Raw genomic sequence first — 25,259 nt, 5'->3', positions numbered from 1 at the left:
TGCGGGAGCTGGATTTGAACCAACGACCTTCGGGTTATGAGCCCGACGAGCTACCAGACTGCTCCATCCCGCGTCCGTTTAATGCGGGGCGGATAGTACGCAGAGAGCTTCGATATTACAAGAGATTATTTGCTAAATGTTGCTGATTGCCGATTATTTATCCGTATGAGGCTTTTACTACTGATCCGTACTAAAACAGGTATAATCCACGGGTTAAATAAATAGAGTATAAAAATGGCTGATTTTTTCGCTTCGACCGCTAAAGGTTTAGAAAGCTTATGTTTAGATGAATTAAAGGTGTTAGGCGCACAAGAGTGCAAACAAACGGTTGCCGGTGTGAGTTTTACCTGTGATTGGCCAACGGCTTATAAAATTTGTATGTGGTCACGTGTCGCGTCGCGTATCTTGTTACGTTTGGTTGAAACCCAAGCCGACAACGTAGATGAACTTTACCAAGCCGCATACTCGATACCTTGGAATAAGTATTTCAACGTCGATCAAACATTTTCAGTGCATTGCAGTGGAACCAACCACTATATAGACAATAGCCAGTTTGGCGCACTAAAAGTTAAAGACGCCATTGTTGATCAGTTTAATAAAACAGTGGGATCTCGTCCTAACGTAGCTAAAACCGATGAAGACGCACGAATAGTGGTGCGCTTGGCAAGCAAGTACTTAGCTATTTCTATTGATTTATCTGGTGCATCGTTACACCGCCGTGGGTACCGTACCGAGCAGGGTGAAGCGCCAGTTCGAGAAAACTTAGCGTCGGCATTGGTCACCAGAAGTAATTGGCAAGAGAAGTATCTAATCGACCCAATGTGTGGCTCAGGTACTATTCTTATTGAAGCTGCGATGCAAGCAGCAGACATTGCGCCAGGCCTTAATCGTAGTTTTGGTTTTGAACGTTTAAGTAACTTTGCCAAATTTGCATGGAACGATATTCAAGCAGACGCAAATGCTCGTGCAGAAACGGGCTTGGCCAACTGTAAGCAGCGTTTGATTGGTTACGACATCGACAGACGTATGGTAGCCGTAGCTAAAGCTAACATTGAACGCGCCGGTTTAAGCGATATTATCTCTGTTCACGTTCATGATGCAGCAAATTTGCCGGCAGCACCTAATGAACCGGGTTTGATTTTATCTAACCCTCCTTATGGTGAACGCCTAGGCGAATTAACCAAACTTATCGGCTTGTTTTTATCCTTTGGCGCCAGCGTAAGAGAGAATTATCCTGGTTGGCGTTTATCTTTATTTACCGCAGCACCTGAATTACTGGATTACTTACGTTTACGCAGTGATAAGCAATATAAGTTTTTAAACGGTGCTCTCAACTGTGTACTGAAAATCTATCAAATAGGCGAGGGCGGGCAAGGCTCGCAACGTAAATACGCCGAAGACTTTGTTAACAGACTACTAAAAAACAAAAAGAAACTGCAAAAATGGATTAAGCGAGACAACATCACTTGTTACCGTTTATACGATGCAGATCTGCCTGAATATAACGTAGCTGTAGATTGCTACGATGATTATGTCATTGTTCAAGAATATAGAGCGCCAAAAACCATTGAGCCAGCTAAAGCTCGCCGCCGTTTAATGGATTTGCTTACTGGCTTGTTACAAAGTGATTTAGTAGCCAATGACAAGTTAGTTATCAAACAGCGTTCGCAACAGAAAGGTCGCCAGCAGTATGAACGTAACAGCGATGAAAAAGAGCGCTTTGTTGTTCAGGAATATGGTGCGCAGTTTTACGTTAACTTAACCGATTACTTAGATACCGGCTTGTTTCTCGACCACCGCAACATGCGCCACTATATTCAGCAAAACAGTAACAGCAAATCGGTACTAAACCTGTTTGCCTATACTGGGTCAGCAAGTGTGCATGCTGCCATTGGCGGAGCATCTAAAGTCACCACAGTGGATATGTCGAATACCTACCTTAACTGGGCCAAAGACAACTTCCGGTTAAATCAGTTACCAATTAATAAACATGAGTTTATACGAGCTGATTGTATGGCTTGGCTGAAGACCCAAATATCACAGCGCTGGGATTTAATATTTCTTGATCCGCCTACTTTTTCTAATTCCAAGAAAATGGAAGAAGTGTTTGATATACAAAAAGATCACATTGATTTGCTGGCCTCGGTTTCTCGCTTGTTAAATCCTGGCGGCAAACTGATTTTTTCAAACAACAAACGCCAGTTTAAAATGGATAAAGACGGACTGGCTAAGTTAGGCTTATCTGCCGAAAATATCTCAAGTCAGTCGCTTTCGCCTGACTTCGAACGAAATAAACAAATCCACAATTGTTGGATGATTCACAAGGATTAGTTGTATGACTTGGGTTTTATATAGTACCGATGGATGCCATTTGTGTGAGGACGCTAGAGCATTGATTCTAGCTAACCCCAATATTCATGCATTAACTGAACAAGACATTATTGATGAAGAGTCTTTGGTAGAGCAGTTTCGCTACAGTATTCCGGTGCTTTGTCACGAACCTAGTCAGCAAACAATTAATTGGCCATTTGATGCCAGCCAGTTAGAACAATTTATAGAGAGCTGTACGTGTTAGTAAACCTACAAGATGCGTTGTTAGCGTATGGGGATACTCCCTTGCTAAACAAAGCCAATTTACAGATAAACAAAGCTGAACGAGTGTGTTTAGTAGGGCGCAATGGCGCTGGTAAAAGTACTTTATTGCAAGTTATCGAAGGTGCGGTCTTGCTTGACTCTGGCGTACGTCAATTAGTCAATGACGTAGTTATTACGCGTTTGCAGCAAGATCCACCTGAAGCCAGCGAGCAACGCATCTTTGATTACGTCGCAGAAGGCAAACCACATATTGGTAAGCTACTTAGCGAGTTTCATCATTTAACGTCGAATATCGATGAAAATGCGACTGATCAACAGCTCAACCGCATGCAGCAAGTACAACATGAAATTGATGTTGTAGATGGTTGGAAGTTTGACAGTGAAATACAACGCGTACTCACTACAATGAAGTTGGATGGCGATGCACCGCTGCAAGGTCTTTCTGGCGGTTGGTTACGTAAAGTAGCTCTTGCTAAAGCGCTGGCTGGTGAACCCGATATATTGTTGTTAGATGAGCCGACCAACCATTTAGACATCACAACAATTAAGTGGTTAGAAGAATTTTTACTTAACTTCAAAGCCACCATCGTATTTATCAGTCACGATAGGGAATTTATTCGCAAAATAGCCACTAGAATTGTTGATATCGACCGAGGTGTCTTAACCTCATGGCCAGGCAATTACGACACTTATTTGGAAGGTAAAGCTGAATGGTTGCGAGTAGAAGAGGAGCAAAATGCCCTTTTTGACAAACGCCTTGCAGAAGAAGAGTCTTGGATCCGCCAAGGCATTAAAGCACGAAGAACCCGTAATGAAGGCCGAGTGCGTGCCTTGAAAGCGATGCGCAACGAGCGCAGTGAGCGGGTTAATCGCCAAGGTAATACTAAAATGCAAATCGACGATGGTTTGCGCTCAGGTAAAATCGTATTTGAAGCAGAAGGGCTTACCTTCTCGTACCCGAATGACGATTATCCCATTATCTCGCCAATAGACTTATTGGTTATGCGAGGCGATAAAATTGCCTTAGTTGGCGCAAACGGGTGTGGTAAATCTACCTTAATTAAAATCTTACTTGAACAGTTAACCGCTAGTGGGGGGAGTGTAAAAGTAGGAACAAAATTAAGCGTTGCTTATTTCGACCAATATCGCCAAGAGTTAGACCCAGATAAAACACTGTTAGACAATTTGGCCGGCGGCAAGCAAGAAGTAGAAATTAATGGCGGGAAGCGCCATGTTATGGGCTACTTGCAAGATTTTTTGTTTCACCCTAAACGTGCATTTACACCGGTTAAAGCGCTGTCTGGTGGTGAAAAAAATCGCTTAATGTTAGCAAAACTATTTTTAAAACCCGCTAACTTGCTGGTTTTAGATGAACCAACCAATGATTTGGATGTCGAAACGCTGGAGTTACTAGAAGAATTGGTCAGTCAGTACCCAGGTACTGTGTTGTTAGTAAGCCACGATCGTAGCTTTATTGACAATACCGCTAGCCATGTTTGGCATTTTGACGGTAAAGGTAACGTGAGTACTTATGTGGGTGGTTACTCAGAAGTAGAGCGCTACATTGAAAGCCAAAATAAGCTAGCTCCAATAAAGCCGACAGAAAAATCTGATGTTGTAAACCGTGCAGGTAAACAAACTAAGAAGCTGTCATATAAATTAAAACTTGAACTTGACCAGTTACCTGAAAAATTGGAAGCTGCGGAAAACTTAGTCGAAAAACTACAGCTCGACGTTAACGAACCGGAGTTTTTTAACCTAGAACAGGATCTGGTTCAACAGACACTAAATAGTTTAGCCAGTGCAGAAGAGGCTTTAGAAAACCTCTATTCGCGTTGGGAAGAATTGGAAGAACTAAAAAATTCATGAAGAAGTCTATTTTAAATTGCTCATTGAGCTTAGCATTCGCGCCTTTATTGTTGTCAGCAGGGTTTAGTCATGCTGCGCAAACCGAATCTTATTACTTAGTTGAAGAAATTCCCTTAGAAGCGGCTAACGGGCTTGCTGAAGGTGATGGCAACATCAACGTGACCGCTGCAAGTGAAGATGGTAACTACGTAGCGGGTAATGCCTTAACGTTTAGAAGTCCATTTCGCTTTTATGATTTTTCTGACCGCACTACCTTTGATTATGGTTGCCAATATGCGAGCGAAGTGTGTAACTTGTTTTATTACGGGACGGGCAGCTTTTACGAGTTATACCGCGACAGACTAAGAGACCAAAGTAGTAAACTGTATAAATCGAATGTATTAGCTTTTATTAGCGAACGAAATATTTCTGGGGCTCATACAGACGGAAAAAACATACCACCGTTACCGACGTGGGATACCGTTAATGAAAAACTCTATGTTTTCGATGATATAAGTAACGACACTTATACTACGGATACTCGAGTAAATAGTATTAATGGGGAGTTAGGTTGGGCCGTGGGGTACGATTCTTCGCCCTTCACAAGCGATACAGGCTCCAGCTATGCACGAGACTTCATTCAGCGCGGTTTCGCTTACAATTTGTCTACTGAAGCTAAAATTACATTGTTACCTACTGCTTTTAATAGCAGTGGAGATTTAGCAGACGACAAAGGTGGACTGTCTTCAGGTTTACAAATCATAGAGAAAGATGGTCGAACACTGGTCATTGGATTAGCCAGTGTCAGTTATTCAAATTCTGATAGTTTTGGCGAGTGCCAGACTGGTAACCGAGAAAACTATTACCGTTGTTCCGGTTTTCATACTCAAGCTTGGGCATGGGACATTACAGATGCCCTAGATGGGGATCAAGTTACAGGAGAGCTCTTCGTAGATGGCTACGTGCGCTCTAGATACGGTAACGCGCCGAATTTCAATTTGATTAAAGATTATAATGGAGAAGTGTTTGTAGGCACTTCTTCAGACGACGTCTATGACAGTACAAACGGCTCGCGAGGCCGCGCGACATTTTACACCGATAACGGAGATGGAACCTACAAACTTAACAAGATCCCTAATATTGCGATTGATGGAGATAATGATAAGTTTGAAGATTCTGTTACACATACTTGGGCTAACGCCATTAACAACCAGTCTCTAGTGGTTGGTAACTTGCGCTATGTTGAAGTTAAGTCACGTAACCGTCCTGTTGAAGCATTTATTTATGACAACGATGAAAATTCTGAAAACTATCAAGAAGTTAGATGGCCTTTAAGAAACAAACCGTTTTCTGGAGCCAATAGTGAATTTAGCGATATTAACAATAGTGGAATAATCGTTGGTTGGCGTGATGGTGACGGAGAAGAACAGCCTTCTTATAATGGTACTACCCGTCGCCAAACTGGAATGTTGTTAGATTACAATCGCTATCTAGATGGAAATTCTTCTTACACATGGACCTTAAATCAGCTTACGTGTTACGAACAAAACGGTGAACCACAAATCCCTTTATATCGGTTTGAATATGCTACTCATATAAACGACGAGGGTGAGATCTTTGCAAACGGTTACCACTACGAGACGGCAGAAAACTTTGTAAATGGTGTTAATCCACGAGCGGTATTGCTTAAACTGGTTAGAAACCCTGCTGTAACCGATATCGATAATTTAGCGGTGTGTCCACAAATTGAAGACGTTAAGTATGAGCGAAAAGGTGCAAGTAGCCTTTGGTTAGCTTTGCTGCTCTTACCTGTTGTTTTTGTGAGACGTTTCATAAAACATTAATTTGTCTTTTTAGTGCCACATAAAGATCAAATAGTTAGCGAATAGTCAAAAAATTTGTTTTTGATCTTTGTAAATTGTTAAGCGATAGTAGATCAGGAGCCCTAGGGCTCCTGTTTTGTTTTCTGATCTTGATGAGGAAGAAGTCTATGAAAAGACAAAAACGCGATCGTTTAGAAAGAGCGCATGCCAAAGGTTATCAAGCAGGGTTATCAGGAAGGTCTAAAGAGACTTGTCCGTACGGCGGGGCCGACGCAAGGGGTCACTGGTATGGGGGGTGGCGAGAAGCTCTTGAAGAACGCGTTTCAGGATTAGATAACAACTAAAAAAAAGCCCTTTTAAAAGGGCTTTTTTAGGTTAAAAGAGTTATTTAGAAGCTTGAGGTATCAGTGAACAAACCTACTTTCAAATCATTCGCCGAATAGATTTCTCGGCCATCTACTTCAACGACACCGTCAGCAATTCCCATCACTAGCTTACGCATAATTACGCGTTTCATTTTGATGCGGTAAGTGACTTTCTTCGCAGTAGGTAGTACCTGACCAGTAAACTTCACTTCACCTACACCTAGAGCACGACCTTTACCTGGTCCACCGCTCCAGCCTAAGAAAAATCCGACTAACTGCCACATAGCGTCTAAGCCTAAACAACCAGGCATTACCGGATCACCCGGGAAGTGGCAATCAAAAAACCAAAGATCTGGGGTAATATCTAACTCGGCTATAATCTCACCATTGCCAAACTCGCCGCCTTCATGCGTAATCTTGAGGATTCTATCCATCATTAACATGTTGGGTGCAGGTAATTTACTATTGCCTTCTCCAAACAAAAGGCCTTGGCTACAATCGAGTAATTCTTGGCGTTCGTAACTAGTTTTGCCTAGTTCTTTTTGCGAAACCTGAGTCATGGATAATACCTTTAAAAAATTTGCCGATACTTTAGCGAACACGTGTGCGCTAAACAAGTCCGATGTCCAATTAATTTATCAGAGTTTGAATAAACGAGTAATTCTCTTTATTAAACAAGCTAGGAGGCTAGGTTCTCCATCATCTATATTTATTCGTTTGAATATTTTTCCATAAACTGAATCCGGTTCATAAAGTTCGCCTGCAGGCACACCAAATACCAGTTTAGTCGCTTGCTCAATAGTCTCTACTGTATAAACGCTAAACAGACCGTTTGAACAAGCGTCTAATAAGTCTTTACTAAGATTAAGCTGACCTAGGTTGGCGCTAGGAATAATAGCCGTCACAGGAGTATTTACTCCCTTAGTTCTAGCAACTCGATAAAAGCCTTCTAATTTTTCATTAATCCCGCCAACTGCGAGTACATTACCTTGTTGATCTAAGGAGCCGGTAACAGCTATATGTTGAAAAATTGGCAACTCAGATAAGGCACTGAGTAAAACCAATGCTCCAGCTAGAGAGGCACTATCGCCATCTATTTCATGATAAGACTGTTCAAATACTACGTTGCCGGAATAGGGGAAATGATGTTCTTTAGCAAATAATTGAGTCAGAAACCCTTGAATGATCATCATTGATTTAGCATGAATGTTACCCGCTAATTCAGATTTTCGTTCTACATCAGTAAAATCACCGTCTCCTTGAAAAGCGTTAGCCGTGATCCTAATCGGTTCTCCAAATGAGAGGCCTAAGCCATTAAAATCAATAACCGACAGACCGTTTATTTGACCCACTTGTGTTCCGCTTAAACAAATGTGGGTTTGACCGTCTCGATAAGACAGGTCACTAAAACGTTGCTGACTGTTGATATTGTTGCCTAAGGTTAATAAAGCTTGCTCAAAACCAGCTTCGTTATGGGCTAAGCCTAAATGATTAAGGCGCTTTAAAGGATTGAGTATCTGGTTTAAACCCAAACTTAGTAAGGCATTATGCTCACAGAGTTTTGCTGCAAAAGACAATACCGGCTGGTATAACTCGTGGGACAATTGCGGTAGATCCAATTGCTGTAACTCATAATTTAATTGGCTAAGGTAACAATTAATCAAGTCGGGATTTGTTGCTACCTCGCTCAATAGCTCTGTTTCTGCGATGCTTAATTTGCTTAACTCTGGGTCCAGCTCATACAAATCCGATACGGCAATCGCATTACCCGAAATAATCAACTTAATACGCAAAGGTAAGTCACTAGCCTGCAAATACTTTTTATCAGAGTCTACTTTTGACCAAGCAAGGGTTTGGTCTTTAAAGCTAGCTTTTAGTTCAAACCAAAGTTTAGGGTCGGCTAATACATCTTCAGCATTTAAAACTAATACGCCATTGTTGCCTATGTGGAGTTGCCCTAAAGAAATGTTATTCAAATCATATGGATAGTTAGGGTGAGGAGTAAGTAATTGGCCAAACAAACTTACCCGGGTAAACTCTGTGCAAAATACCGCAGCGTGATTGGTTTCCCACGCTTTGTAAAAAGCACTGCAGTTAACGTTTTCAGGATTTTCCTGCAAGAAGCGAAATAGCCTTTCTAGAGCCTGAACAAAAGTTGCTTCAATAGATTCATCCACAAGTTTTTGCAAAATTGAACTTAGCGACTGCTTATTGTTTTCTTCTAAGAATTGCATATCTTCAGCGAATTCTGTCGCTAGCAATTCTGAACTAAAGTCTTGTTTTAATAACTCTTTAAAGGCATCAATCGCTTGATTGAATGCCTTTAGTTGTTTAGCGCTAATCTCAAAACTTAAAGGTCGATTAAGTTGCTCCGGGTTAGCCAAGATAACGTAAGCTTTTGCTGCTCGCCTAGCATCACCACTATCGAGTAAGCTTTTAATAATAGCTTGTTCATCTAAAAAACTCGGCGACTGACAAATCATGAGTGATTTATCAAAATTTGTTGCAAGAAAATAATCAAAACTGGCTTTAGCCACGGGCATTAGATTTGACCATTGCAACTCAGCACAAGGCTCAATGTTGCTTAAATCAAAACTAGGGCGTAACTTTTCAATCGATAGGGCTAAATCAGTCAAATTGGTTTTCCGTTAAACGTACAAATTCTTGTGTGTAGTAATTATTAGCTAAAACAGTTTGTTACAGTGTCTTATAAGACAATAGCTGCAATCCAACCAAAAACCAACAAGGGTAGGTTAAAGTGTAAAAATGTGGGCACTACGGTATCCCATATGTGGTCGTGCTGACCGTCGCTATTTAGACCCGCTGTAGGCCCTAGAGTGGAATCTGAAGCCGGAGACCCCGCATCACCTAACGCTGCAGCTGTGCCAACTAATGCTACAGTTGCGAGATCCGAAAACCCCAGTGACAAAGCCAATGGAACATAGATAGCTGCAATAATAGGAATTGTTGAGAAAGACGAGCCAATTCCCATGGTGATGAGCAGACCCATTATAAGCAGTACTGCTGCGGCAAACATTTTGTTCGAGCCTAATATTTGCCCCGCATTAGCTACTAATTCAGGCACGCCACCGGTCGCTTTCATCACCCCCGCAAAACCATTAGCGGCAATCATGATGAATCCGATTAATGCCATCAGTTTTACGCCTTCCACGAATAAATCTTGGCTGCTTTGAGGGCGTAAACCAGCGGCGGTTGTAAGCATTAAAAAGCCACAAAGCGCGCCAATAATGATGGATTCGGTATAAACGTTAATCGCAAGCGCCAATAAGATAATGACAACATTCATTATCAAGCGGCCCTTGCTCACGGGTACTGATGTTTGTGTTTCTGATTCAGTTGGAATTAGCTCAACAGTCTTGTATTGACGAGGTTTTCTGTATGAGACAAAAATTGCAGTGAGTAAACCCACTATCATTCCTATAGCTGGGATTGTCATCGCTTTAGGCAGTTGGCTGCGTTCAATTACTAAACCAGCACTTTCAATATTGGAATGTAAAAGTTGATTCAAAAAGATACTACCAAACCCATAGGGCAGCCACATGTAGGTGGTCACTAGGCCAAAGGTAATACAGCAGGCAATGATCCGCCGGTCAATATTCAGTTGATTAAAAGCCGCGAGTAGTGGCGGAATTAAAATAGGGATGAAAGCAATATGCACGGGCACTAAGTTTTGCGAACTGACAGCCATTAAGATAATAGCCACCAGCATTAGCCATTTTACTCGAGATAGGTGTTTATCTCTGTTTTTGTCCACTGTAGAGACAATTTTGTTTGCAATAAGGTCGGTTAAACCACTACGTGATATTGCGACTGCAAATGCACCTAACAATGCGTAACTGAGCGCAATTTGCGCGCCATCACCTAGGCCAGCTTCAAAGCTGGCAATGGTCTCCGCTAAGCTCATATGAGAAAGCAAACCGCCCACCATAGCACTTACCGACAAGGCAAGTACTACATTCACTCTTAACAAGCTTAATAACAACATCAAGCAGACCGAGATAACCACAGGGTTTAGCATTTATAATTCCAATTTAGTCTTGTTCGTCTTGCTGAGGGAGCGGCCAGCCGCCAAGGTGTTGCCATTTGTTCACAATTAAACAAAACAGCTCTGCAGTTTTTTGTGCGTCATAAAGGGCTGAGTGTGCTTCTTCGTTATTGAAATCTAAACCCGCTTCTTTACACGCTTTGGCCAACACCGTTTGCCCTAGCGCTAAAGCGCTGATACTGGTTGTGTCAAAGCTAACAAAAGGATGGAAGGGGTTTCGTTTTATATTGCAACGCTCAACCGCAGCGTTAAAAAAGCCCATATCAAACGCCGCATTATGCGCAACCATGACTGCTCGATTACAGCCGTGTGACTTGAGCGCTTTGCGAATCGGCTTAAACATGTCTTTTAGCGCAAAGTCTTCACTTACTGCGCCACGCAATGGGTTTTCTGGATCTATACCAGTAAACTCCAATGCCGCTTTTTCTAGGTTTGCGCCTTCAAAGGGCTCTACGTTGTACTGAATACTCTCAAGTACATACAATTGGCCGTTTTCATCGAAGCTAAGTAAACAAGCTGCAATTTCAAGCAGGGCGTCAGTTTTTGCATTAAAGCCTGCTGTTTCGATGTCGATAACAACAGGGTAATAGCCTCTAAAGCGGCTAGACATTAGCTGGGTAGTGAGTTCTGTTATGGTCATAATGTGGGTAACTAAATACGGAAGCGCGCATTATTACAAAAGCGGCAAAGAATCGCGAATTTGCTTTAAAGATTATTGGCCAGATGCCGATAATTTGTAGAGAAGAGAGGATTTCTGCTAATGAAACGTTATTTATTGTTGCCTTTGGCGCTGTGCGCATTGTCGGCTCAAGCCAATGTACGAAACTATTCCGCGTCACTTGATGACTCGACATGGGTGATTTCAAACAAAACCCCCATTGAATGCAGAATGGATCACTTCATTCCTGCTTTTGGCGTTGCTAGTTTTGTTAGTCGCGCATCTAAAAGCGTAAATCTCGATTTCTACCTCGACATGTACAAAATTTCGGCTGAAACTCACCAAGTCTCTTTACGCAGTGTTCCTCCACTGTGGAAGCCAGGTGCAAGTTCAAAAAAAATCAGCGAACTGTCGTTTTACCAACAGTTTGATGGATATGTAAACGCGCAGCCCGCTTGGAGAATGTTGAGTGAGTTAGAAGACGGGAATGTGCCTACCTTCTATTTCGATGATTGGTATGCCAATAACAATACCACCGCAGTGGGCATTTCCTCGATTAATTTTAAAACCCAATACAACGATTTTTTGAAGTGTGTAGGGCGCTTGTTACCCTATTCTTTTGATGACATTGCGTTTACGGTTTTAACTTATCAATCCAATAGTAATGAATTAACTCCTCGCTCTAAAAAACGTTTGCAGCTAATTGGTGATTATGTAAAACACGATCCTGAGATTGATGTGGTATTAGTAGATGCTTATACCGATAGCTATGGTGGTAAATGGATTAACCAAGAACTATCAGAAAAGCGAGCAACAAAAGTTAGAGATTACTTTAAATCTAGTGGTCTAGATGAAAGTGTTATTGAAGTATCTGGTCATGGTGAACGTCGCCATGTAGCACGAAACGATAATACTATGGGAAGAGAGCGAAATCGCCGAGTGGTGATCTCTTTAGGTAAAGATTTACTTTAATTATTCTATAAAGAAAAAGTTGAACGTAACGTCAGCTTTTTCTTTAAGCCTCAATTGGCTTCTATTATACTGCTGCCAAAGTGTTACTTTCTATAAAACAAGTCAAACAGACACTAAAACGCATAGAAGAATATATACTTAGCAGGCTGAGGAAGAAAACTAATTTAAACAGTTTACTGTGATTCTACGCTAATCGTTGTCTATGATTTATACTCCCCTTTCAGAAATTAACCTTAACGGAAAAATGCATTCGCGCCTTAACTTTTTTCGTCAGTTAACTGAAAAAATACGTTAAAATGACTTCAGGTTAAGCTAGGTTGTTATTGATATTCCATTCTACTACTCAACATCGAGCCTATTAGCTAAGCTGAGTATAAACTAATTGTGTATTGACCTTGCTCTGCTTTCAGGGATTGGTATCCTTATGATATTTGCAAGGTAACTTAAATGGTGGACGATTTCATTAATACTTTGAATACTTTAATTAAGGAAATTTCTGAAAATTATACAGATAGAGAAAGCCGTTTAAATAGGTTAGATTGGGACTCGTTTTCAACAGTTTATTACTGGAACACTAATTTTTGGAAAGGTGTGGGTGGAGAATCGTTCGACACATACTATAAAATATATAGAGAATATGAGCTTTCTTTATTTGAAACTAGCATTACCAGGGTTGCCGGAGTGAGATACCCAGACAAACTATCTCAGTTTACTAAGTTGTCTAATTCTTACATGAACAAAAACTGGAATGATTATCTAGTTGAAAGACAGTTGGTGCTTGATGAAATTAGAGTCAATCTAGCCAAAGAGAAAATAAAAAGACGTTGCGTCTTACCAGAGGAACTCCTTACTTCAAGTTTTTCATGTAGGAAAAAAATAATTAAAACTGTTTTAGATGATAAATTAAGAAAACACTATTTTTTCTATGATAAACAAATATCATCACGTAATTTTGTTTGTTATTCCCGTAGTTTTGGAAAAGGTAGTAAGGTAGTTTTCTTTGTGTCTTTAGAATCTATTGTTAACAATATCTCTCATGGTTGTGACTTTTTTAAAGTAGAACCAATAATAGCTATATCTTTGGATGGAAAGGAAATTACATCGAGATTATATTTCCATTATATATTTCCTACTTTCGGTTTTCCATTTGGTAATTTTTATACCAACTGTTGGGACAATGAAGACCTCTTTTTGAGTATGGAATATTACTGCGTTCTATTTGAGATTTTTCTTCCTGAATTAGAAGGAGTTTGTAAGTGTATTGTAGATCCTTAGTAAGTTGGTAAGAATTGTATATGTAATGTGTCATTACAAATCTTGTTTTTCAGAGAACTCACATAGATCTTCAATAATACAGCTTCCACAACGAGGTTTGCGCGCGATACAGGTATATCTGCCATGTAAGATAAACCAATGATGAACATCTACTTTAAATTCAGCAGGTGTCACCTTTAGCATTTTTTCTTCAACTTGATCGACATTCTTGCCCATTGCAAATTTAGTTCGGTTCGCCATTCTGAAAATATGAGTATCAACTGCGATAGTTGGCCAACCAAAAGCTGTGTTTAACACAACATTAGCGGTTTTACGACCAACGCCGGGAAGAGCTTCAAGTGCTTCACGGTTTTCTGGTACTTCGCCACCATGAAGGTTAATTAACATCTCACAGGCTTTAATGACGTTAATGGCCTTGTTGTTATACAGGCCAATGGTTTTAATATAGGTTTTTAAGCCATCGACACCTAAATCAAATATTTGCTGCGCAGTATTGGCCACAGGAAATAACTTATCAGTGGCCTTGTTGACGCTAACATCAGTCGCTTGGGCTGACAATGTTACAGCGACGAGTAATTCAAATGGAGATGCAAAGTTTAATTCTGTTTCAGGCTTTGGGTTATTGTCTCTCAGCCGAGTCAATATTTCTAAACGTTTATCTTTGTTCATGATTGAGGCGTATTTTCCATGTTTGAGGCTTCAACAGGCTGCTTAGTGTAAACTTTAGTGTCGATAATGTTTTTTAAAGCAATGATAAACCCCATTACCAAAAATGCGCCAGGCGGCAGTATGGCAACCAAAAAGTGTTCGTCGAAATTGACTAGCTGAACATACAAAAATGACGACCAATCACCCAGCAACAATTCGATGCCATAGAATAAACTGCCGTTACCTAATAACTCTCTAATCGCGCCGACTAATGCTAATACCAAGCCAAAACCTAGGCCCATCATTAAGCCATCGAACGCGGCCGGTTTTACTTCATTACGTGCCGCAAAGGCTTCCGCGCGACCAATGATGATGCAGTTTGTCACGATCAAGGGAATGAAGATCCCAAGATTTTGATACAAACCATAGGTATAAGCGTTCATTAATAGTTGAATACAGGTAACAAAAGACGCAATCACCATAACAAACACAGGAATACGTATTTCCTTAGCAACCCATTTACGAATTAGCGAAACCGTAGTATTGGAAGCGATAAGCACCAGCATAGTGGCTACACCTAAACCTATTGCGTTAGTTAAGGTCGAGGTCACTGCTAACAGTGGGCATAAGCCAAGTAACTGCACTAAACCTGGGTTATTCTTCCAGAGTCCTTGCCACGCTAGTTTCTTATATTCACTCATATCAAATCCTAATTAGCAGTCAACAGCAGACTGGCGCAGTATTTGTTGATTATTACTGTGATAAATCAGTACGTTTTTAACTGCTTTCACTACCGCGCGAGGAGTAATGGTTGCGCCTGTAAAAGCATCAAATTGTCCACCATCTTTTTTAACTGCCCAGCGAGGGTCTTTTTCTTCTAACAATTTTTGTTGGTCAAATTGATAAATCCAATCTGATTTTCGAGTTTCAACTTTATCGCCTAAGCCCGGTGTTTCGTTGTGTTGTACTACCCGCACACCACTTACCGAACCATCCTCATTGACTCCTACCAGTAGACGAATTGCGCCACTGTAACCGTCTGGCGCAGTCGTTTGATAAACAAATGCTTGAACTTGGCCATCAACACTAATTAAACGAATAGTTTGTGCTTTGTCGCTGCCTAAAAACTGTTGGTTAGTTTCCCGGTAACACCGTTGTTGATAATCATTACCGGCTAACTCTGGAGATAATACTTCGTTTGTTGACCTAAGCAGTTGCTTGGCTACTTGTTCTTCAATGCGTGGTGCAGTGAAGTAATTAACAATGACTACCAGTAAGGTGCAACCGAATGCGAACAAGGCTAACATGCCGGCGTTTTTAGTCATCGAATAGCGCTTACTGCTCATTGTTGCTTCCTTCACCGTAACCATACACTCTCGGTTTAGTAAAATGATCGATCATTGGCACTGCCATGTTACTCAATAGTACTGCAAACGCCACCGCATCTGGATAACCGCCGTAATTACGAATGACAAATACGAGTAAGGCAACCAAACTACCGTAAATAATCCGTCCCTTGTTACTGGTCGCGGCACTCACGGGATCAGTAAGAATAAAGAACGCACCAATCATGGTTGCACCAGAAAACAACTGCAATAAAGTGGGGATAGAGTGGTCTGGGTTAATAGCGCTAGACAGTAAGCTAAGTGCGAGTAAGGTGCCCAAAAAGGCCAAGGGAATGTGCCAACGTATCACCTTCAAATACACCAAGGCGATGCCACCGACTAAGTATGCCGCGTTTATCCATTGCCAACCGATACCGGCGAATCGTCCAAATACTTCATTATTAGCGATCTCAGTAGAGGTAAACCCTAGCGTTAGTTGCGTTTTCATTTCATCTAAGGGGGTTGCAATGGTGTGGCCATCAATACTGGCTATTTGTTTGATGCTAAATCCATCTACAGTATATCCATTGAAGATGAGGGATAGCCCGTCTGCCACGGTTAAGGTTTCATGTAATAAACTTTGCGGTGGCATCCAGCTTGTCATCGTGACAGGGAAAGAGACCAGCAGCAGAACATAAGCTGCCATTGCAGGGTTAAATATGTTGTGGCCTAAGCCACCGTACAAGTGTTTAACCACTAATATCGCAAAACTAGCGCCAATAACGGTAATCCACCAAGGTGCATAAGCTGGAAGAGCAAGGCCGATTAATATTCCCGTTACTAAAGCGCTATTATCACTGAGGGTTGAAAAAACAGGACGCTTGCGCAGCACCATCACTAAGGATTCACTGACAAGGGCAACAGTACTAGCAAGTAATACTTGTACCAGTGTACCTATACCAAAATGCAAGCTTTGAACTAATAAACCGGGCAGTAAACACAGCATTACCCAAAACATTAAAGTCTTGGTCTTCAGTGGCTTTCTAACAAACGGAGAGCTTTGTAGTTTAGTTGTTGTCATTAGATTCATTCTCTTCGCGTTGTTTCTGTTCAGCTACTTTTTTTGCATTAGTCCTCGCCACAGCGGCAGCCACCGCAGGGTTAACCTTTTTAGGTTTATCAGCTTTGACTTCCGAATTCTCGTCTTTATTGATTACTGTATCGTCAGCTCTTTCACTGCTAGCCGCAGCGGCCTTTTTGGCCTTTGCGCGAGCGATAGCTGCGGCAACCGCTGGATTAGCCGATGATTTTACAGCCTCTTCAGGTTCAGCATTGTTTACTTCCTCGGTAGCTACTTGTTGCTCACTAGCTAGCTTTTTGGCTTTGGCGCGAGCGATAGCAGCAGCAACCGCTGGGTTTGCTGAAGATTTTACTGGCTCTTCAGGTTCAGCTTTGTTTACTTCCTCGGTAGCTATTTGTTGCTCAGCAGCAAGCTTTTTGGCTTTCGCTCGAGCGATAGCAGCAACCGCTGGATTGGCTGAAGATTTTACTGGCTCTTCAGGTTTAGCATTGTTTGCTTCCTCGGTTGCTACTTGTTGCTCACTAGCTAGCTTTTTGGCTTTGGCGCGAGCGATAGCCGCAGCAACCGCTGGGTTTGCTGACGATTTTACCGGCGTTTCAGGTTCAGCATTGTTTGCTTCTTCAGTTGTTACTTGTTGTTCACTCGCAAGCTTTTTAGCCTTCGCTCTTGCAATCGCGGCAGCGACAGCTGGATTAGCACTTGTCTTAGTATCTGAGTGAGTTGTTGAATCTAGTTCATCGGACGTAGTCGATTCTTTTTTTGCTTTTGCTCTCGCAATGGCTGCGGCAACCGCAGGATTACTTGTGGTTTTGGCTGATGAGCTCTCTTGTTGCTGGCGTTTTTGCGCTTTGCGTGCTTCGCGCTGCGCTATTGCGGCTTGGTTATCGGGTACCCATTCGCCGGTGTCGGTTTGTTTCGCCGTTGGCGCCTCCGATTTGGCTTTTTTCACTCTTGCTAACGCTGCAGCTACAGGATCAGGCTTGTCATCAGCTTGAGTTTGAGTCTGTGCTTGCCTGCGCAGTGCCGCTTGCTGATGTTTGGCTTTACGTTCGAGTTTATCGTTTTCTAAACGTGCTTGTCTGGCGTCAAAGCGAAGCTTTGCAACATCAGCTTCTTTTTGGGCAATGTCTTCGGCTTTTATCTTTGCTTTCGCTGTGCGGTAGTGTTGCACCAGTGAAATTTCGCTCGGACATACAAACGCGCAAGCCCCGCATTCAATACAATCCATAATATTAAAATCGCGGGCTTTATTTAACTCATCACCTTGGGCGAACCAATAAAGTTGTTGTGGCAATAGTCCCATTGGGCAAGCTTGTGCGCATTCGCCACAACGAATACAAGGCGACTCTTTCTGGGCAGCTTGCGGGTGATTAACGATTAAACAGTTGGTTGTTTTTACAATGGGTGCTTGATTACTCGGCAACATAAAGCCCATCATAGAGCCCCCCATTATCGTAGGGGTTTCACTAGCTGCTTGCAGTTTATTCGCAATTACATCTTCCACTCGTGTACCAACCGGCACCCAGTAGTTGCTAGGGGTAGCAACCAAATCTCCCGCCAGGGTTACGATACGAGAGATAAGCGGTTCACCATGGTTTACCGCTCTGTGTATAGCATAAGCGGTACCTACATTTTGTACCAACATACCCAAATCGATAGGCAGTTGTTTAGCGCCAACTTCTTTACCGGTTAATACCTGAATTAACTGCTTTTCACCCCCTGAAGGATATTTCGTCGGAATACTACGTATGCTAATGGAATCGTTAGTACTCTCTTTAAGTGCTTTAATCGCCGCGGGTTTATCGTCTTCTACTGCAACAATGGTAATTGCTGGCTGTAATACTTTTTGTAGTAGGGTAACGCCTTCAATTATTTCAGCTGCGTAGTTGCGCATTAGGCAATCATCTGCAGATATATAGGGCTCACATTCGGCGCCGTTGATAATCAGTACATCTAAGGCTTTATGCGGAGTGATTTTTAATGCAGTAGGAAAGCCAGCTCCACCCATGCCTGATATACCGCTTTGATGCACTCGCTGGCAGATATTCTCAGCGGTTAATTGCTCACCTTCTAAGGCGGCAGGTAACACTACGTCTTGTTGGGTTTTGTCTACCTTAATGAGCACGCTTAACTCAGGTATTGCTGAGGCATGTGCAGTTATGCGCGGTTCTATGGCAATCACTTCACCAGAACAAGAGGCGTGCACCGGTGGTGCTTGGAAAAATTGTGACTCTGTTAGCGCTTGAGCTCGCAGGACCTTATCACCCACCTTAACTAATAATTTTCCAGCACTGCCAATATGCTGTTGAACGGGGATACTAATGACCGCGGGGTTGTCGATAGTTTCTGGCTTATCGCAGTTAATATTTTGTTTATTGGTGCTGGGATGCACGCCACCTTTATAGTTCCAGGTGAAACCTTGTTTAATTTTTTCTAGCCAAGCAACCATCTATTTACTTTCCTCGATGATTGCTACGTCAATCTGATTCAATTTCCAATCCCAGTTTTTGGTGGTAGTGGGTACAGGGCGCATTTCAATACAATCGGTTGGGCAGGGTGCTACACAAAGCTCGCAACCAGTGCATTCTTTGCTAATAACGGTATGCATGTGTTTATTTGCGCCCATAATTGCGTCAACTGGGCAAGCTTGAATGCACTTAGTACAACCAATACAAGCATCTTCTACGATAAAAGCGACTTTTTTGCGGTCATCTTCTTTAACGGCGGCTTCATCTAAAGGGATCGCTTCAACACCAAGCAAATCGGCAATCTTTACTACGGTTTCATCACCACCCGGCGGGCACTTATTGATTGCTTCACCGTTGGCAATGGCTTCTGCATAGGGGCGACAGCCTGGGTGGCCGCATTGTCCACACTGAGTTTGCGGGAGCAAGGCTTCTACTTGGTCGGCAATAGGGTTGCCTTCCACTTTATATTTTATTGCGGCATAACCCAGTATTGCTCCAAACACGAGAGCTAATAATGTAATGGCGATGAGTGCTTCTAACATTCTGATTTACTACTTAATTAATCCGGTGAATCCAACAAAAGCTAACGACATTAAGCCTGCGGTGATCATGGCGATTGCAGCACCTTTAAATGGCACTGGAATATCGGCAACCACTAAGCGCTCTCGCATCGCTGAAAACAATATGAGAACTAATGAGAAACCTGCAGCGGCGCCAAACCCGTAAATAATTGACTCAAACAAATCGTGTTGTTCGTTAATATTTAACAGCGCTACGCCTAGGACTGCACAGTTAGAGGTAATCAAAGGTAAGTAAATACCCAATACGCGGTGCAGAGCGGGGCTGGCTTTTTGAACAAACATCTCGGTAAATTGCACTACAACGGCAATCACCAAAATAAAACTCATGGTGCGCAAATACACTATATCTAGTGGTGCAAGAATATATTGCTCCACTAAATAAGAACACATAGAGGCGAGGGTGAGTACAAAAGTGGTTGCTAAGGCCATGCCTATTGCAGTTTCCACTTTACTGGATACACCCATAAATGGGCATAAGCCCAAAAATTTAACGAGTACAAAATTATTAACCAGCACGGTGCTAATCAATAACAACAAATATTCAGTCATTTAAGTAAGATGCAGCGAAACGAGCCGCTATTATCCTTGTTTGCGTGCCGTATAACAACCGCGAGTTCACTGTGGGAAAGGGCACAAAATATTGCTGTGATTAGTGGGTCATTTTTGTGCAAACAAATTGTCTTTCTTAGCTTCAATTGATCTTGATCATTGGTATTTGCTTTATGAATAAAATTACTCGACTACTATATCTAGTGGGTACTAAAATCCTTCACCACTAGATATGGAAAACCATCCTGTTTAACGCTTTTTGTATGCAGAACTCTCTGCAAAGCCTTTAACAACGTGGCTTCCAAACAATTTTATAGAATGAGTGAGTTAAATTGGAGCGTAAATCGTGAAAACAGTCGTGATAAAACGAGACGGAAGCCGTGTACCTTACGACGCGAAGCGAATTGTAGATGCCGTACTGAAAGCTGCTGAAGCTTTAGGAGTAAAGGATAACCTCGTAGCACTACAAATTACTCAGCAGGTCACTGAGCAGTTTTTGAATCAATCAGAAGTTGATATTAACGATATTCAATCGTCGGTAGAAAACTTCTTGATGGAAAGCGACAACAAAACACTGGCTCGTGCTTATATTGAATATCGCCATGATAGAGACGTTGCTCGCGATAAGCGTAGCGTGCTAAATAGCGAAATCAGAGGTCTGGTTGAGCAAAGCAATGCGGCACTGTTAAACGAGAACGCCAATAAAGACAGTAAAGTTATTCCTACTCAGCGTGACTTGTTAGCAGGTATTGTTGCTAAGCATTACGCAAAAACGCATTTACTTCCACGTGATGTTGTTAAAGCCCATGAAGCTGGTGAAATCCATTTTCACGATTTAGATTACGCACCGTTCTTCCCTATGTTTAACTGTATGTTGATTGACCTTGAAGGGATGTTAACCGGTGGTTTTAAAATGGGTAATGCCGAGATAGAAACGCCTAAGTCGATTTCTACGGCGACTGCTGTTACGGCACAAATTATTGCCCAAGTGGCTAGCCATATTTACGGCGGAACCACGATTAACCGTATCGATGAAATTCTGTCGCCCTATGTGCTTAAAAGCCATGAGAAACATTTAGCTACCGCTCAACAGTGGCAAATAGCAGACGCCGAAGCTTACGCTAAAGCACAAACTGAGAAAGAGTGTCACGACGCTTTTCAGTCACTTGAGTACGAAGTAAACACCTTGCATACCGCAAATGGTCAAACTCCGTTTGTTACATTTGGATTTGGTTTAGGTTCTTGCTGGGCCTCTCGCCTTATTCAGCGCTCAATTTTAGAGAACCGTATTGCAGGTTTGGGCAAAAATGCCAAAACAGCAGTGTTCCCTAAACTGGTGTTTGCAATTAAAGATGGCCTAAATCATAAGAAGTCTGACCCAAGTTACGACATTAAGCAGTTAGCTTTAGAGTGTGCGTCGAAACGCATGTACCCAGATATTCTTAACTATGAAAAAGTAGTAGAGGTCACCGGGTCATTTAAGACCCCAATGGGTTGCCGTAGCTTTTTAGGTCACTACCAAGAAGATGGTAAAGACATCCACGACGGCCGCAATAATTTAGGAGTGGTTAGCTTAAACTTACCGCGTATCGCTATTGAAGCTAAAGGTGACGAGCAACGCTTCTTTGAATTATTGGAGCAACGTTTAAGCGTGGCAAAAATGGGCCTAGATACACGTATAGACCGTTTAAAAGGCGTGAAAGCCAAAGTTGCTCCCATCTTGTACATGGAAGGCGCTTGTGGTGTTCGGCTTAACGCCGAAGATGACGTATCTAAGATCTTTGAAAACGGTCGTGCGTCAATTTCATTGGGTTACATTGGTTTACACGAAACAGTAAACGCGCTCTACGACAACAAAGACCACGTGTACGATAATAAACAACTTCAACAAAAAGCCCTTGGTATTGTTACTGCGCTTAAGCAAGCTACTCTTCGCTGGGAAAAAGAAAGCGGCTATGCATTTAGCTTGTACAGCACCCCAAGTGAAAACTTGTGTGATCGCTTCTGCCGCTTAGACGCTAAAAAGTTTGGTGTGATTGCTGACGTTACTGATAAAGGCTATTACACCAACAGCTTCCATTTAGATGTAGAGAAAAAAGTTAATCCGTTCGACAAAATCGATTTCGAATTACCTTACCCGTCGGTAACCAGTGGTGGTTTTATTTGTTATGGCGAATACCCAAACATGCAACACAACACTGAAGCTTTAGAAGACGTATGGGATTACAGCTACAGTCGCGTACCTTATTACGGCACCAATACACCGATAGATGAATGTTACGAGTGTGACTTTACTGGCGAGTTTAACTGCACTAGTAAAGGTTTCGAATGTCCTTCGTGCGGCAACACTGAAGCCAGCAAGGTATCGGTGACTCGACGAGTATGTGGTTATCTAGGTAGCCCAGATGCACGCCCGTTTAACTACGGTAAGCAAGAAGAAGTTAAACGACGAGTAAAACATCTATAAATGAACTACTTAAGCTATCATCCTATTGATGTAGTTAATGGACAAGGTACTCGTTGTACCTTGTTTGTTGCCGGCTGCGAGCATCAGTGCCGCGGTTGCTACAATCAAAAGTCGTGGAGTTGTGATTCAGGCCATCAGTTCACTGCCGAATTAGAACAACAAATTATTGATGACCTAAACGACACGCGGATTAAACGAAAAGGCCTAAGCCTTAGCGGTGGAGATCCCCTTCACCCGAAAAACGTCGAAGCCGTTCATCGTTTAGTTCAACGTGTTAAACAGGAATGCAGTGATAAAGATATATGGCTGTGGACAGGGTATTTATTAAGCGATCTTGATGAACAGCAGCAAGCGGTAGTTAAGTTAGTCGATACCCTAATTGATGGCAAGTATGAACAGACACTTGCCGATCCAAAGTTGCAATGGCGCGGTAGTAGTAACCAAATTATCTACCAACAACCACTGCGTTAATTAACTTATTAGCTCAGGACGAGCAATTAAGTAACCCTGCAAGCTGTCTACATACATAGATTCTAGCAATTGTTTTTGCTCAAGCGTTTCAACACCTTGAGCAATTACTTGGCATCCTAGTCGATGTGATACTTCTACTAACATAGTAACAAACTGCTGGTTAGCCTTATCGGTTTCAAGTTGCTGAACCAAATCGCTGCTAATTTTTACATAGTTAGGTTTTAGTTCTTTAAACAGCTTGAATGAGCCAATACCATTACCAAAATCTGCAATTGCTGTGTGACAGCTATTGCGTCGTAATACCTCAAATAGTTTCTTAGCATTGGTTAAGTGCATGTCTAGCAATTCTTCTTCAATTTCAAATACCACGCGAGACTTCAGGTTAGGGTAGGTGAGTAGCTCTTGAGTAAGCCAACCACAAAACTCTGGGTCGTTTAAAATTAGCTTACTTAGGTTAATTCCCCAACGATATTCGGCATTCTGGCTAGAAATCGTTTTCAAAATATAGCGTAAAGTGGCTTTTTCTAACTCAACAATCACTCCTAAACGCTGTGCCATTACCAAGGTAGTTTCTGTTGGCAGCTGTTGCTGTTTTTCAGACAAGAAACGTATAAATACTTCATGATAAGCAGGCATGGTTCTGTGAAGCGATTGAATAGCTTGAGAAGCTAAGCGGAAGTTAGCGTGATTGATGAGCCTACTAATGGTGGTGTGCCATTGAAGTTCGCTACTTTCCAATGTTTCGTTGTCTTCTAAAACGATTTCCCATCCGTTGGGTGAAAGGCTTTGAGCAATAGCTAATGCAGCGTCGGCACGGGCTATAATGCGCTCTATGGAATCACCTTGTTTTAGTTCGGTAACTCCGGTGTAAGCGGCGCTTTGCATTTGTTTGTTGCTACTGTAATCGCTTAACGAAGATTTCAGCGCTAGCGCTATTTGGCTTACTCGGCTGGCGGCAAAGTTAGGGATGATAAGAGCAAATTCAGCTCCCAACAAACGATAGAGTAGGCTGCTTGAATAATCTTTGCGGTTTAAATCAATAATACGCGCAATCTCTCTGATGTAGTCGTCGCCAGCCTGATGTCCACGAGATTTATTGATTTCCTCCAGCTGAGAGGCTCTCACTAAGAACAATACGGTGTTTTTAGACTCTGACTGTAGCATCTCTTGCATTTTTTGGCGGAAAGAGTGGCGATTAAACTGACCCGTTAGCGGGTCTAATGCGACTTGTTTTTCAAGTTGTTTAATCGCGTGCTTTTGTTGGCGAATTTGCTGAGTGAACTGTTGCTTCTGATCTTTAATTAGCTCACCTACCGAGCCTAATACGGGCTTTTCATCCACGAGACGGTCAGCGTTAACCAGTTTCTTAAGTTTGCTCTTAACTCGAGATATTGCGCGCAGGTACAATAAACTCGTGAGGAAATAGCCCATAAAACATAACGCTGCAATAGTAAGGTACAGTTTTAAGTAACCATCACTAACAAATTCAAAAGAAGGCTTAAAATTCACGCTAAATTTGTCTACCGCTAAAGTCTGCATAGCAGTTTTACTGGGTTCGGCTAAATCTACCAGCCAGTGCTGAGCAGAGCCCACAGTTGCCAAGGTGTTGTCTACGGCTAACTGAGTAGAAATAAAGCTGAGGTTATGCTGGTCGCGTAACCCAGATAGATAGTCCTGGTTGAGCTGGCTTACTTTTGTTAGTTGCAAGGCGAGTAGGGTATTTATCTGTTGGTTTTCACGCGCAAGATCCAACTTAAAAAGTTGTACGTGTACACCCACTAAGGAAATCCATAACGCAATAAACAAAAAAGCATTTACAACAAAGAATGTTCTAAGGCCTTTCATATCCTACCTGTATAATTATTCGGCGATCATAATAATGATACATGCAAACATTAGACTTATCTATCAGATGCTTAGCATTAGGTAATATAATTTTAAAGTGTGTAAAAACGTTAGCGTGAAGTAGGAGGGAAAATAATTAGAAATGTGGCTCCCCAAGTTGGGCTTGAACCAACGACACATGGATTAACAGTCCACCGCTCTACCAACTGAGCTATTGGGGAA

General features: G+C 42.1%; 21 protein-coding genes and 2 tRNA genes. 9 read left to right on the top strand and 14 right to left on the bottom strand.

Going from position 1 to position 25,259, the window contains the following annotated elements; all coding sequences use genetic code 11:
• Positions 1-73: transfer RNA gene (locus Q4549_RS21560), tRNA-Met, on the bottom strand.
• A gap of 161 nt (positions 74-234) precedes the next feature.
• Between Q4549_RS21560 and rlmKL the strand changes: the two genes are divergently transcribed.
• The 5 genes from rlmKL to rmf all read left to right on the top strand — a co-directional run bounded on the left by rlmKL (position 235) and on the right by rmf (position 6,610).
• The gene (rlmKL, locus tag Q4549_RS21555; RefSeq protein ID WP_303554561.1) at positions 235-2,331 is read left to right on the top strand and encodes a bifunctional 23S rRNA (guanine(2069)-N(7))-methyltransferase RlmK/23S rRNA (guanine(2445)-N(2))-methyltransferase RlmL; all 2,097 of its coding nucleotides are present in this window, start codon (positions 235-237) and stop codon (positions 2,329-2,331) included.
• A gap of 4 nt (positions 2,332-2,335) precedes the next feature.
• A complete protein-coding gene (locus tag Q4549_RS21550; protein ID WP_303554563.1) occupies positions 2,336-2,575 on the top strand; it encodes a glutaredoxin family protein in 240 nt (79 codons plus the stop codon).
• Positions 2,569-4,464, top strand: coding sequence for an ABC transporter ATP-binding protein (locus Q4549_RS21545; RefSeq protein WP_303516887.1), 1,896 nt, complete (start codon positions 2,569-2,571; stop codon positions 4,462-4,464). Before Q4549_RS21550 ends, Q4549_RS21545 begins: the two co-directional genes overlap by 7 nt.
• Positions 4,461-6,287 carry a DUF3466 family protein gene (locus tag Q4549_RS21540; RefSeq protein WP_303554565.1) on the top strand — a complete coding sequence of 609 codons (1,827 nt, stop codon included), beginning with the start codon at positions 4,461-4,463 and terminating at the stop codon, positions 6,285-6,287. The genes Q4549_RS21545 and Q4549_RS21540 overlap by 4 nt, the downstream gene beginning before the upstream one ends.
• Before the next feature lie 146 nt (positions 6,288-6,433).
• Positions 6,434-6,610 carry a ribosome modulation factor gene (gene rmf / locus Q4549_RS21535; RefSeq protein WP_137673129.1) on the top strand — a complete coding sequence of 59 codons (177 nt, stop codon included), beginning with the start codon at positions 6,434-6,436 and terminating at the stop codon, positions 6,608-6,610.
• A gap of 44 nt (positions 6,611-6,654) precedes the next feature.
• Here the strand turns inward: rmf and fabA are convergent, their stop codons facing one another.
• From fabA to rnt, 4 genes are all read right to left on the bottom strand, one after another.
• Entirely contained in the window at positions 6,655-7,191 is a 537-nt protein-coding gene (gene fabA, locus Q4549_RS21530) for a bifunctional 3-hydroxydecanoyl-ACP dehydratase/trans-2-decenoyl-ACP isomerase (protein ID WP_137673130.1), read from the bottom strand.
• A 78-nt stretch (positions 7,192-7,269) separates the two neighbouring features.
• Positions 7,270-9,267 carry an AAA family ATPase gene (locus Q4549_RS21525; RefSeq protein ID WP_303554567.1) on the bottom strand — a complete coding sequence of 666 codons (1,998 nt, stop codon included), beginning with the start codon at positions 9,265-9,267 and terminating at the stop codon, positions 7,270-7,272.
• A gap of 71 nt (positions 9,268-9,338) precedes the next feature.
• A complete protein-coding gene (locus tag Q4549_RS21520) occupies positions 9,339-10,670 on the bottom strand; it encodes a Na+/H+ antiporter family protein (RefSeq protein WP_303516883.1) in 1,332 nt (443 codons plus the stop codon).
• Between the two features lie 13 nt (positions 10,671-10,683).
• A complete protein-coding gene (gene rnt, locus Q4549_RS21515) occupies positions 10,684-11,337 on the bottom strand; it encodes a ribonuclease T (RefSeq protein WP_303554570.1) in 654 nt (217 codons plus the stop codon).
• A 120-nt stretch (positions 11,338-11,457) separates the two neighbouring features.
• Between rnt and Q4549_RS21510 the strand changes: the two genes are divergently transcribed.
• Complete coding sequence (locus Q4549_RS21510) at positions 11,458-12,327, top strand: OmpA family protein (protein WP_303516880.1); 870 nt, start codon at positions 11,458-11,460, stop codon at positions 12,325-12,327.
• 447 nt (positions 12,328-12,774) lie between these two features.
• Positions 12,775-13,602 (top strand): hypothetical protein, encoded by an 828-nt coding sequence (locus tag Q4549_RS21505; RefSeq protein WP_303554572.1) that lies wholly within the window; start codon positions 12,775-12,777, stop codon positions 13,600-13,602.
• Between the two features lie 33 nt (positions 13,603-13,635).
• Here Q4549_RS21505 and nth read toward each other — a convergent pair whose 3' ends face one another.
• From nth to rsxA, 7 genes are read right to left on the bottom strand one after another with little or no spacing between them, the layout of a single operon-like run.
• Positions 13,636-14,271 carry an endonuclease III gene (gene nth, locus Q4549_RS21500; RefSeq protein WP_303554574.1) on the bottom strand — a complete coding sequence of 212 codons (636 nt, stop codon included), beginning with the start codon at positions 14,269-14,271 and terminating at the stop codon, positions 13,636-13,638.
• On the bottom strand, positions 14,268-14,951 hold the full coding sequence (locus Q4549_RS21495) for an electron transport complex subunit E (RefSeq protein WP_303554576.1): 684 nt from the start codon (positions 14,949-14,951) through the stop codon (positions 14,268-14,270). Before Q4549_RS21495 ends, nth begins: the two co-directional genes overlap by 4 nt.
• A 12-nt stretch (positions 14,952-14,963) precedes the next feature.
• Positions 14,964-15,596 carry an electron transport complex subunit RsxG gene (gene rsxG / locus Q4549_RS21490; RefSeq protein ID WP_303554578.1) on the bottom strand — a complete coding sequence of 211 codons (633 nt, stop codon included), beginning with the start codon at positions 15,594-15,596 and terminating at the stop codon, positions 14,964-14,966.
• Positions 15,586-16,656, bottom strand: coding sequence for an electron transport complex subunit RsxD (gene rsxD, locus Q4549_RS21485; RefSeq protein ID WP_303554580.1), 1,071 nt, complete (start codon positions 16,654-16,656; stop codon positions 15,586-15,588). The genes rsxG and rsxD overlap by 11 nt, the downstream gene beginning before the upstream one ends.
• Entirely contained in the window at positions 16,643-19,105 is a 2,463-nt protein-coding gene (gene rsxC / locus Q4549_RS21480; RefSeq protein WP_303554581.1) for an electron transport complex subunit RsxC, read from the bottom strand. The genes rsxD and rsxC overlap by 14 nt, the downstream gene beginning before the upstream one ends.
• Positions 19,106-19,666 carry an electron transport complex subunit RsxB gene (gene rsxB / locus Q4549_RS21475; protein WP_137673140.1) on the bottom strand — a complete coding sequence of 187 codons (561 nt, stop codon included), beginning with the start codon at positions 19,664-19,666 and terminating at the stop codon, positions 19,106-19,108.
• A gap of 9 nt (positions 19,667-19,675) precedes the next feature.
• Complete coding sequence (gene rsxA, locus Q4549_RS21470) at positions 19,676-20,254, bottom strand: electron transport complex subunit RsxA (protein ID WP_137673141.1); 579 nt, start codon at positions 20,252-20,254, stop codon at positions 19,676-19,678.
• A gap of 346 nt (positions 20,255-20,600) precedes the next feature.
• Here rsxA and nrdD point away from each other — a divergent pair, with 346 nt between their 5' ends.
• Entirely contained in the window at positions 20,601-22,721 is a 2,121-nt protein-coding gene (gene nrdD / locus Q4549_RS21465; RefSeq protein ID WP_303516871.1) for an anaerobic ribonucleoside-triphosphate reductase, read from the top strand.
• Positions 22,722-23,192, top strand: coding sequence for an anaerobic ribonucleoside-triphosphate reductase-activating protein (nrdG, locus tag Q4549_RS21460; protein ID WP_303554584.1), 471 nt, complete (start codon positions 22,722-22,724; stop codon positions 23,190-23,192).
• Here the strand turns inward: nrdG and Q4549_RS21455 are convergent, their stop codons facing one another.
• Both Q4549_RS21455 and Q4549_RS21450 read right to left on the bottom strand, forming a co-directional pair.
• Positions 23,193-25,037 carry an EAL domain-containing protein gene (locus Q4549_RS21455; protein WP_303554586.1) on the bottom strand — a complete coding sequence of 615 codons (1,845 nt, stop codon included), beginning with the start codon at positions 25,035-25,037 and terminating at the stop codon, positions 23,193-23,195.
• A 145-nt stretch (positions 25,038-25,182) separates the two neighbouring features.
• A tRNA-Asn gene (locus Q4549_RS21450) sits at positions 25,183-25,258 on the bottom strand.
• Between the last annotated feature and the right edge of the window lies 1 nt (position 25,259).

It is taken from the genome of Agarivorans sp. 2_MG-2023, from assembly GCF_030548085.1.
Classification (GTDB): domain Bacteria; phylum Pseudomonadota; class Gammaproteobacteria; order Enterobacterales; family Celerinatantimonadaceae; genus Agarivorans.
Note: the sequence above shows the minus strand (reverse complement) of the source record. Positions and strands in the feature narration are given on the sequence as shown.

Bases quoted from the DNA above. Each gene is read 5' to 3' on its own strand.
- rlmKL (WP_303554561.1), top strand. From the start codon at position 235: ATGGCTGATTTTTTCGCTTCGACCGCTAAAGGTTTAGAAAGCTTATGT.
- Q4549_RS21550 (WP_303554563.1), top strand. From the start codon at position 2,336: ATGACTTGGGTTTTATATAGTACCGATGGATGCCATTTGTGTGAGGAC.
- Q4549_RS21540 (WP_303554565.1), top strand. From the start codon at position 4,461: ATGAAGAAGTCTATTTTAAATTGCTCATTGAGCTTAGCATTCGCGCCT.
- rmf (WP_137673129.1), top strand. From the start codon at position 6,434: ATGAAAAGACAAAAACGCGATCGTTTAGAAAGAGCGCATGCCAAAGGT.
- fabA (WP_137673130.1), bottom strand. From the start codon at position 7,191: ATGACTCAGGTTTCGCAAAAAGAACTAGGCAAAACTAGTTACGAACGC.
- Q4549_RS21520 (WP_303516883.1), bottom strand. From the start codon at position 10,670: ATGCTAAACCCTGTGGTTATCTCGGTCTGCTTGATGTTGTTATTAAGC.
- rnt (WP_303554570.1), bottom strand. From the start codon at position 11,337: ATGACCATAACAGAACTCACTACCCAGCTAATGTCTAGCCGCTTTAGA.
- Q4549_RS21510 (WP_303516880.1), top strand. From the start codon at position 11,458: ATGAAACGTTATTTATTGTTGCCTTTGGCGCTGTGCGCATTGTCGGCT.
- Q4549_RS21505 (WP_303554572.1), top strand. From the start codon at position 12,775: ATGGTGGACGATTTCATTAATACTTTGAATACTTTAATTAAGGAAATT.
- nth (WP_303554574.1), bottom strand. From the start codon at position 14,271: ATGAACAAAGATAAACGTTTAGAAATATTGACTCGGCTGAGAGACAAT.
- Q4549_RS21495 (WP_303554576.1), bottom strand. From the start codon at position 14,951: ATGAGTGAATATAAGAAACTAGCGTGGCAAGGACTCTGGAAGAATAAC.
- rsxG (WP_303554578.1), bottom strand. From the start codon at position 15,596: ATGAGCAGTAAGCGCTATTCGATGACTAAAAACGCCGGCATGTTAGCC.
- rsxD (WP_303554580.1), bottom strand. From the start codon at position 16,656: ATGACAACAACTAAACTACAAAGCTCTCCGTTTGTTAGAAAGCCACTG.
- rsxC (WP_303554581.1), bottom strand. From the start codon at position 19,105: ATGGTTGCTTGGCTAGAAAAAATTAAACAAGGTTTCACCTGGAACTAT.
- rsxB (WP_137673140.1), bottom strand. From the start codon at position 19,666: ATGTTAGAAGCACTCATCGCCATTACATTATTAGCTCTCGTGTTTGGA.
- rsxA (WP_137673141.1), bottom strand. From the start codon at position 20,254: ATGACTGAATATTTGTTGTTATTGATTAGCACCGTGCTGGTTAATAAT.
- nrdG (WP_303554584.1), top strand. From the start codon at position 22,722: ATGAACTACTTAAGCTATCATCCTATTGATGTAGTTAATGGACAAGGT.
- Q4549_RS21455 (WP_303554586.1), bottom strand. From the start codon at position 25,037: ATGAAAGGCCTTAGAACATTCTTTGTTGTAAATGCTTTTTTGTTTATT.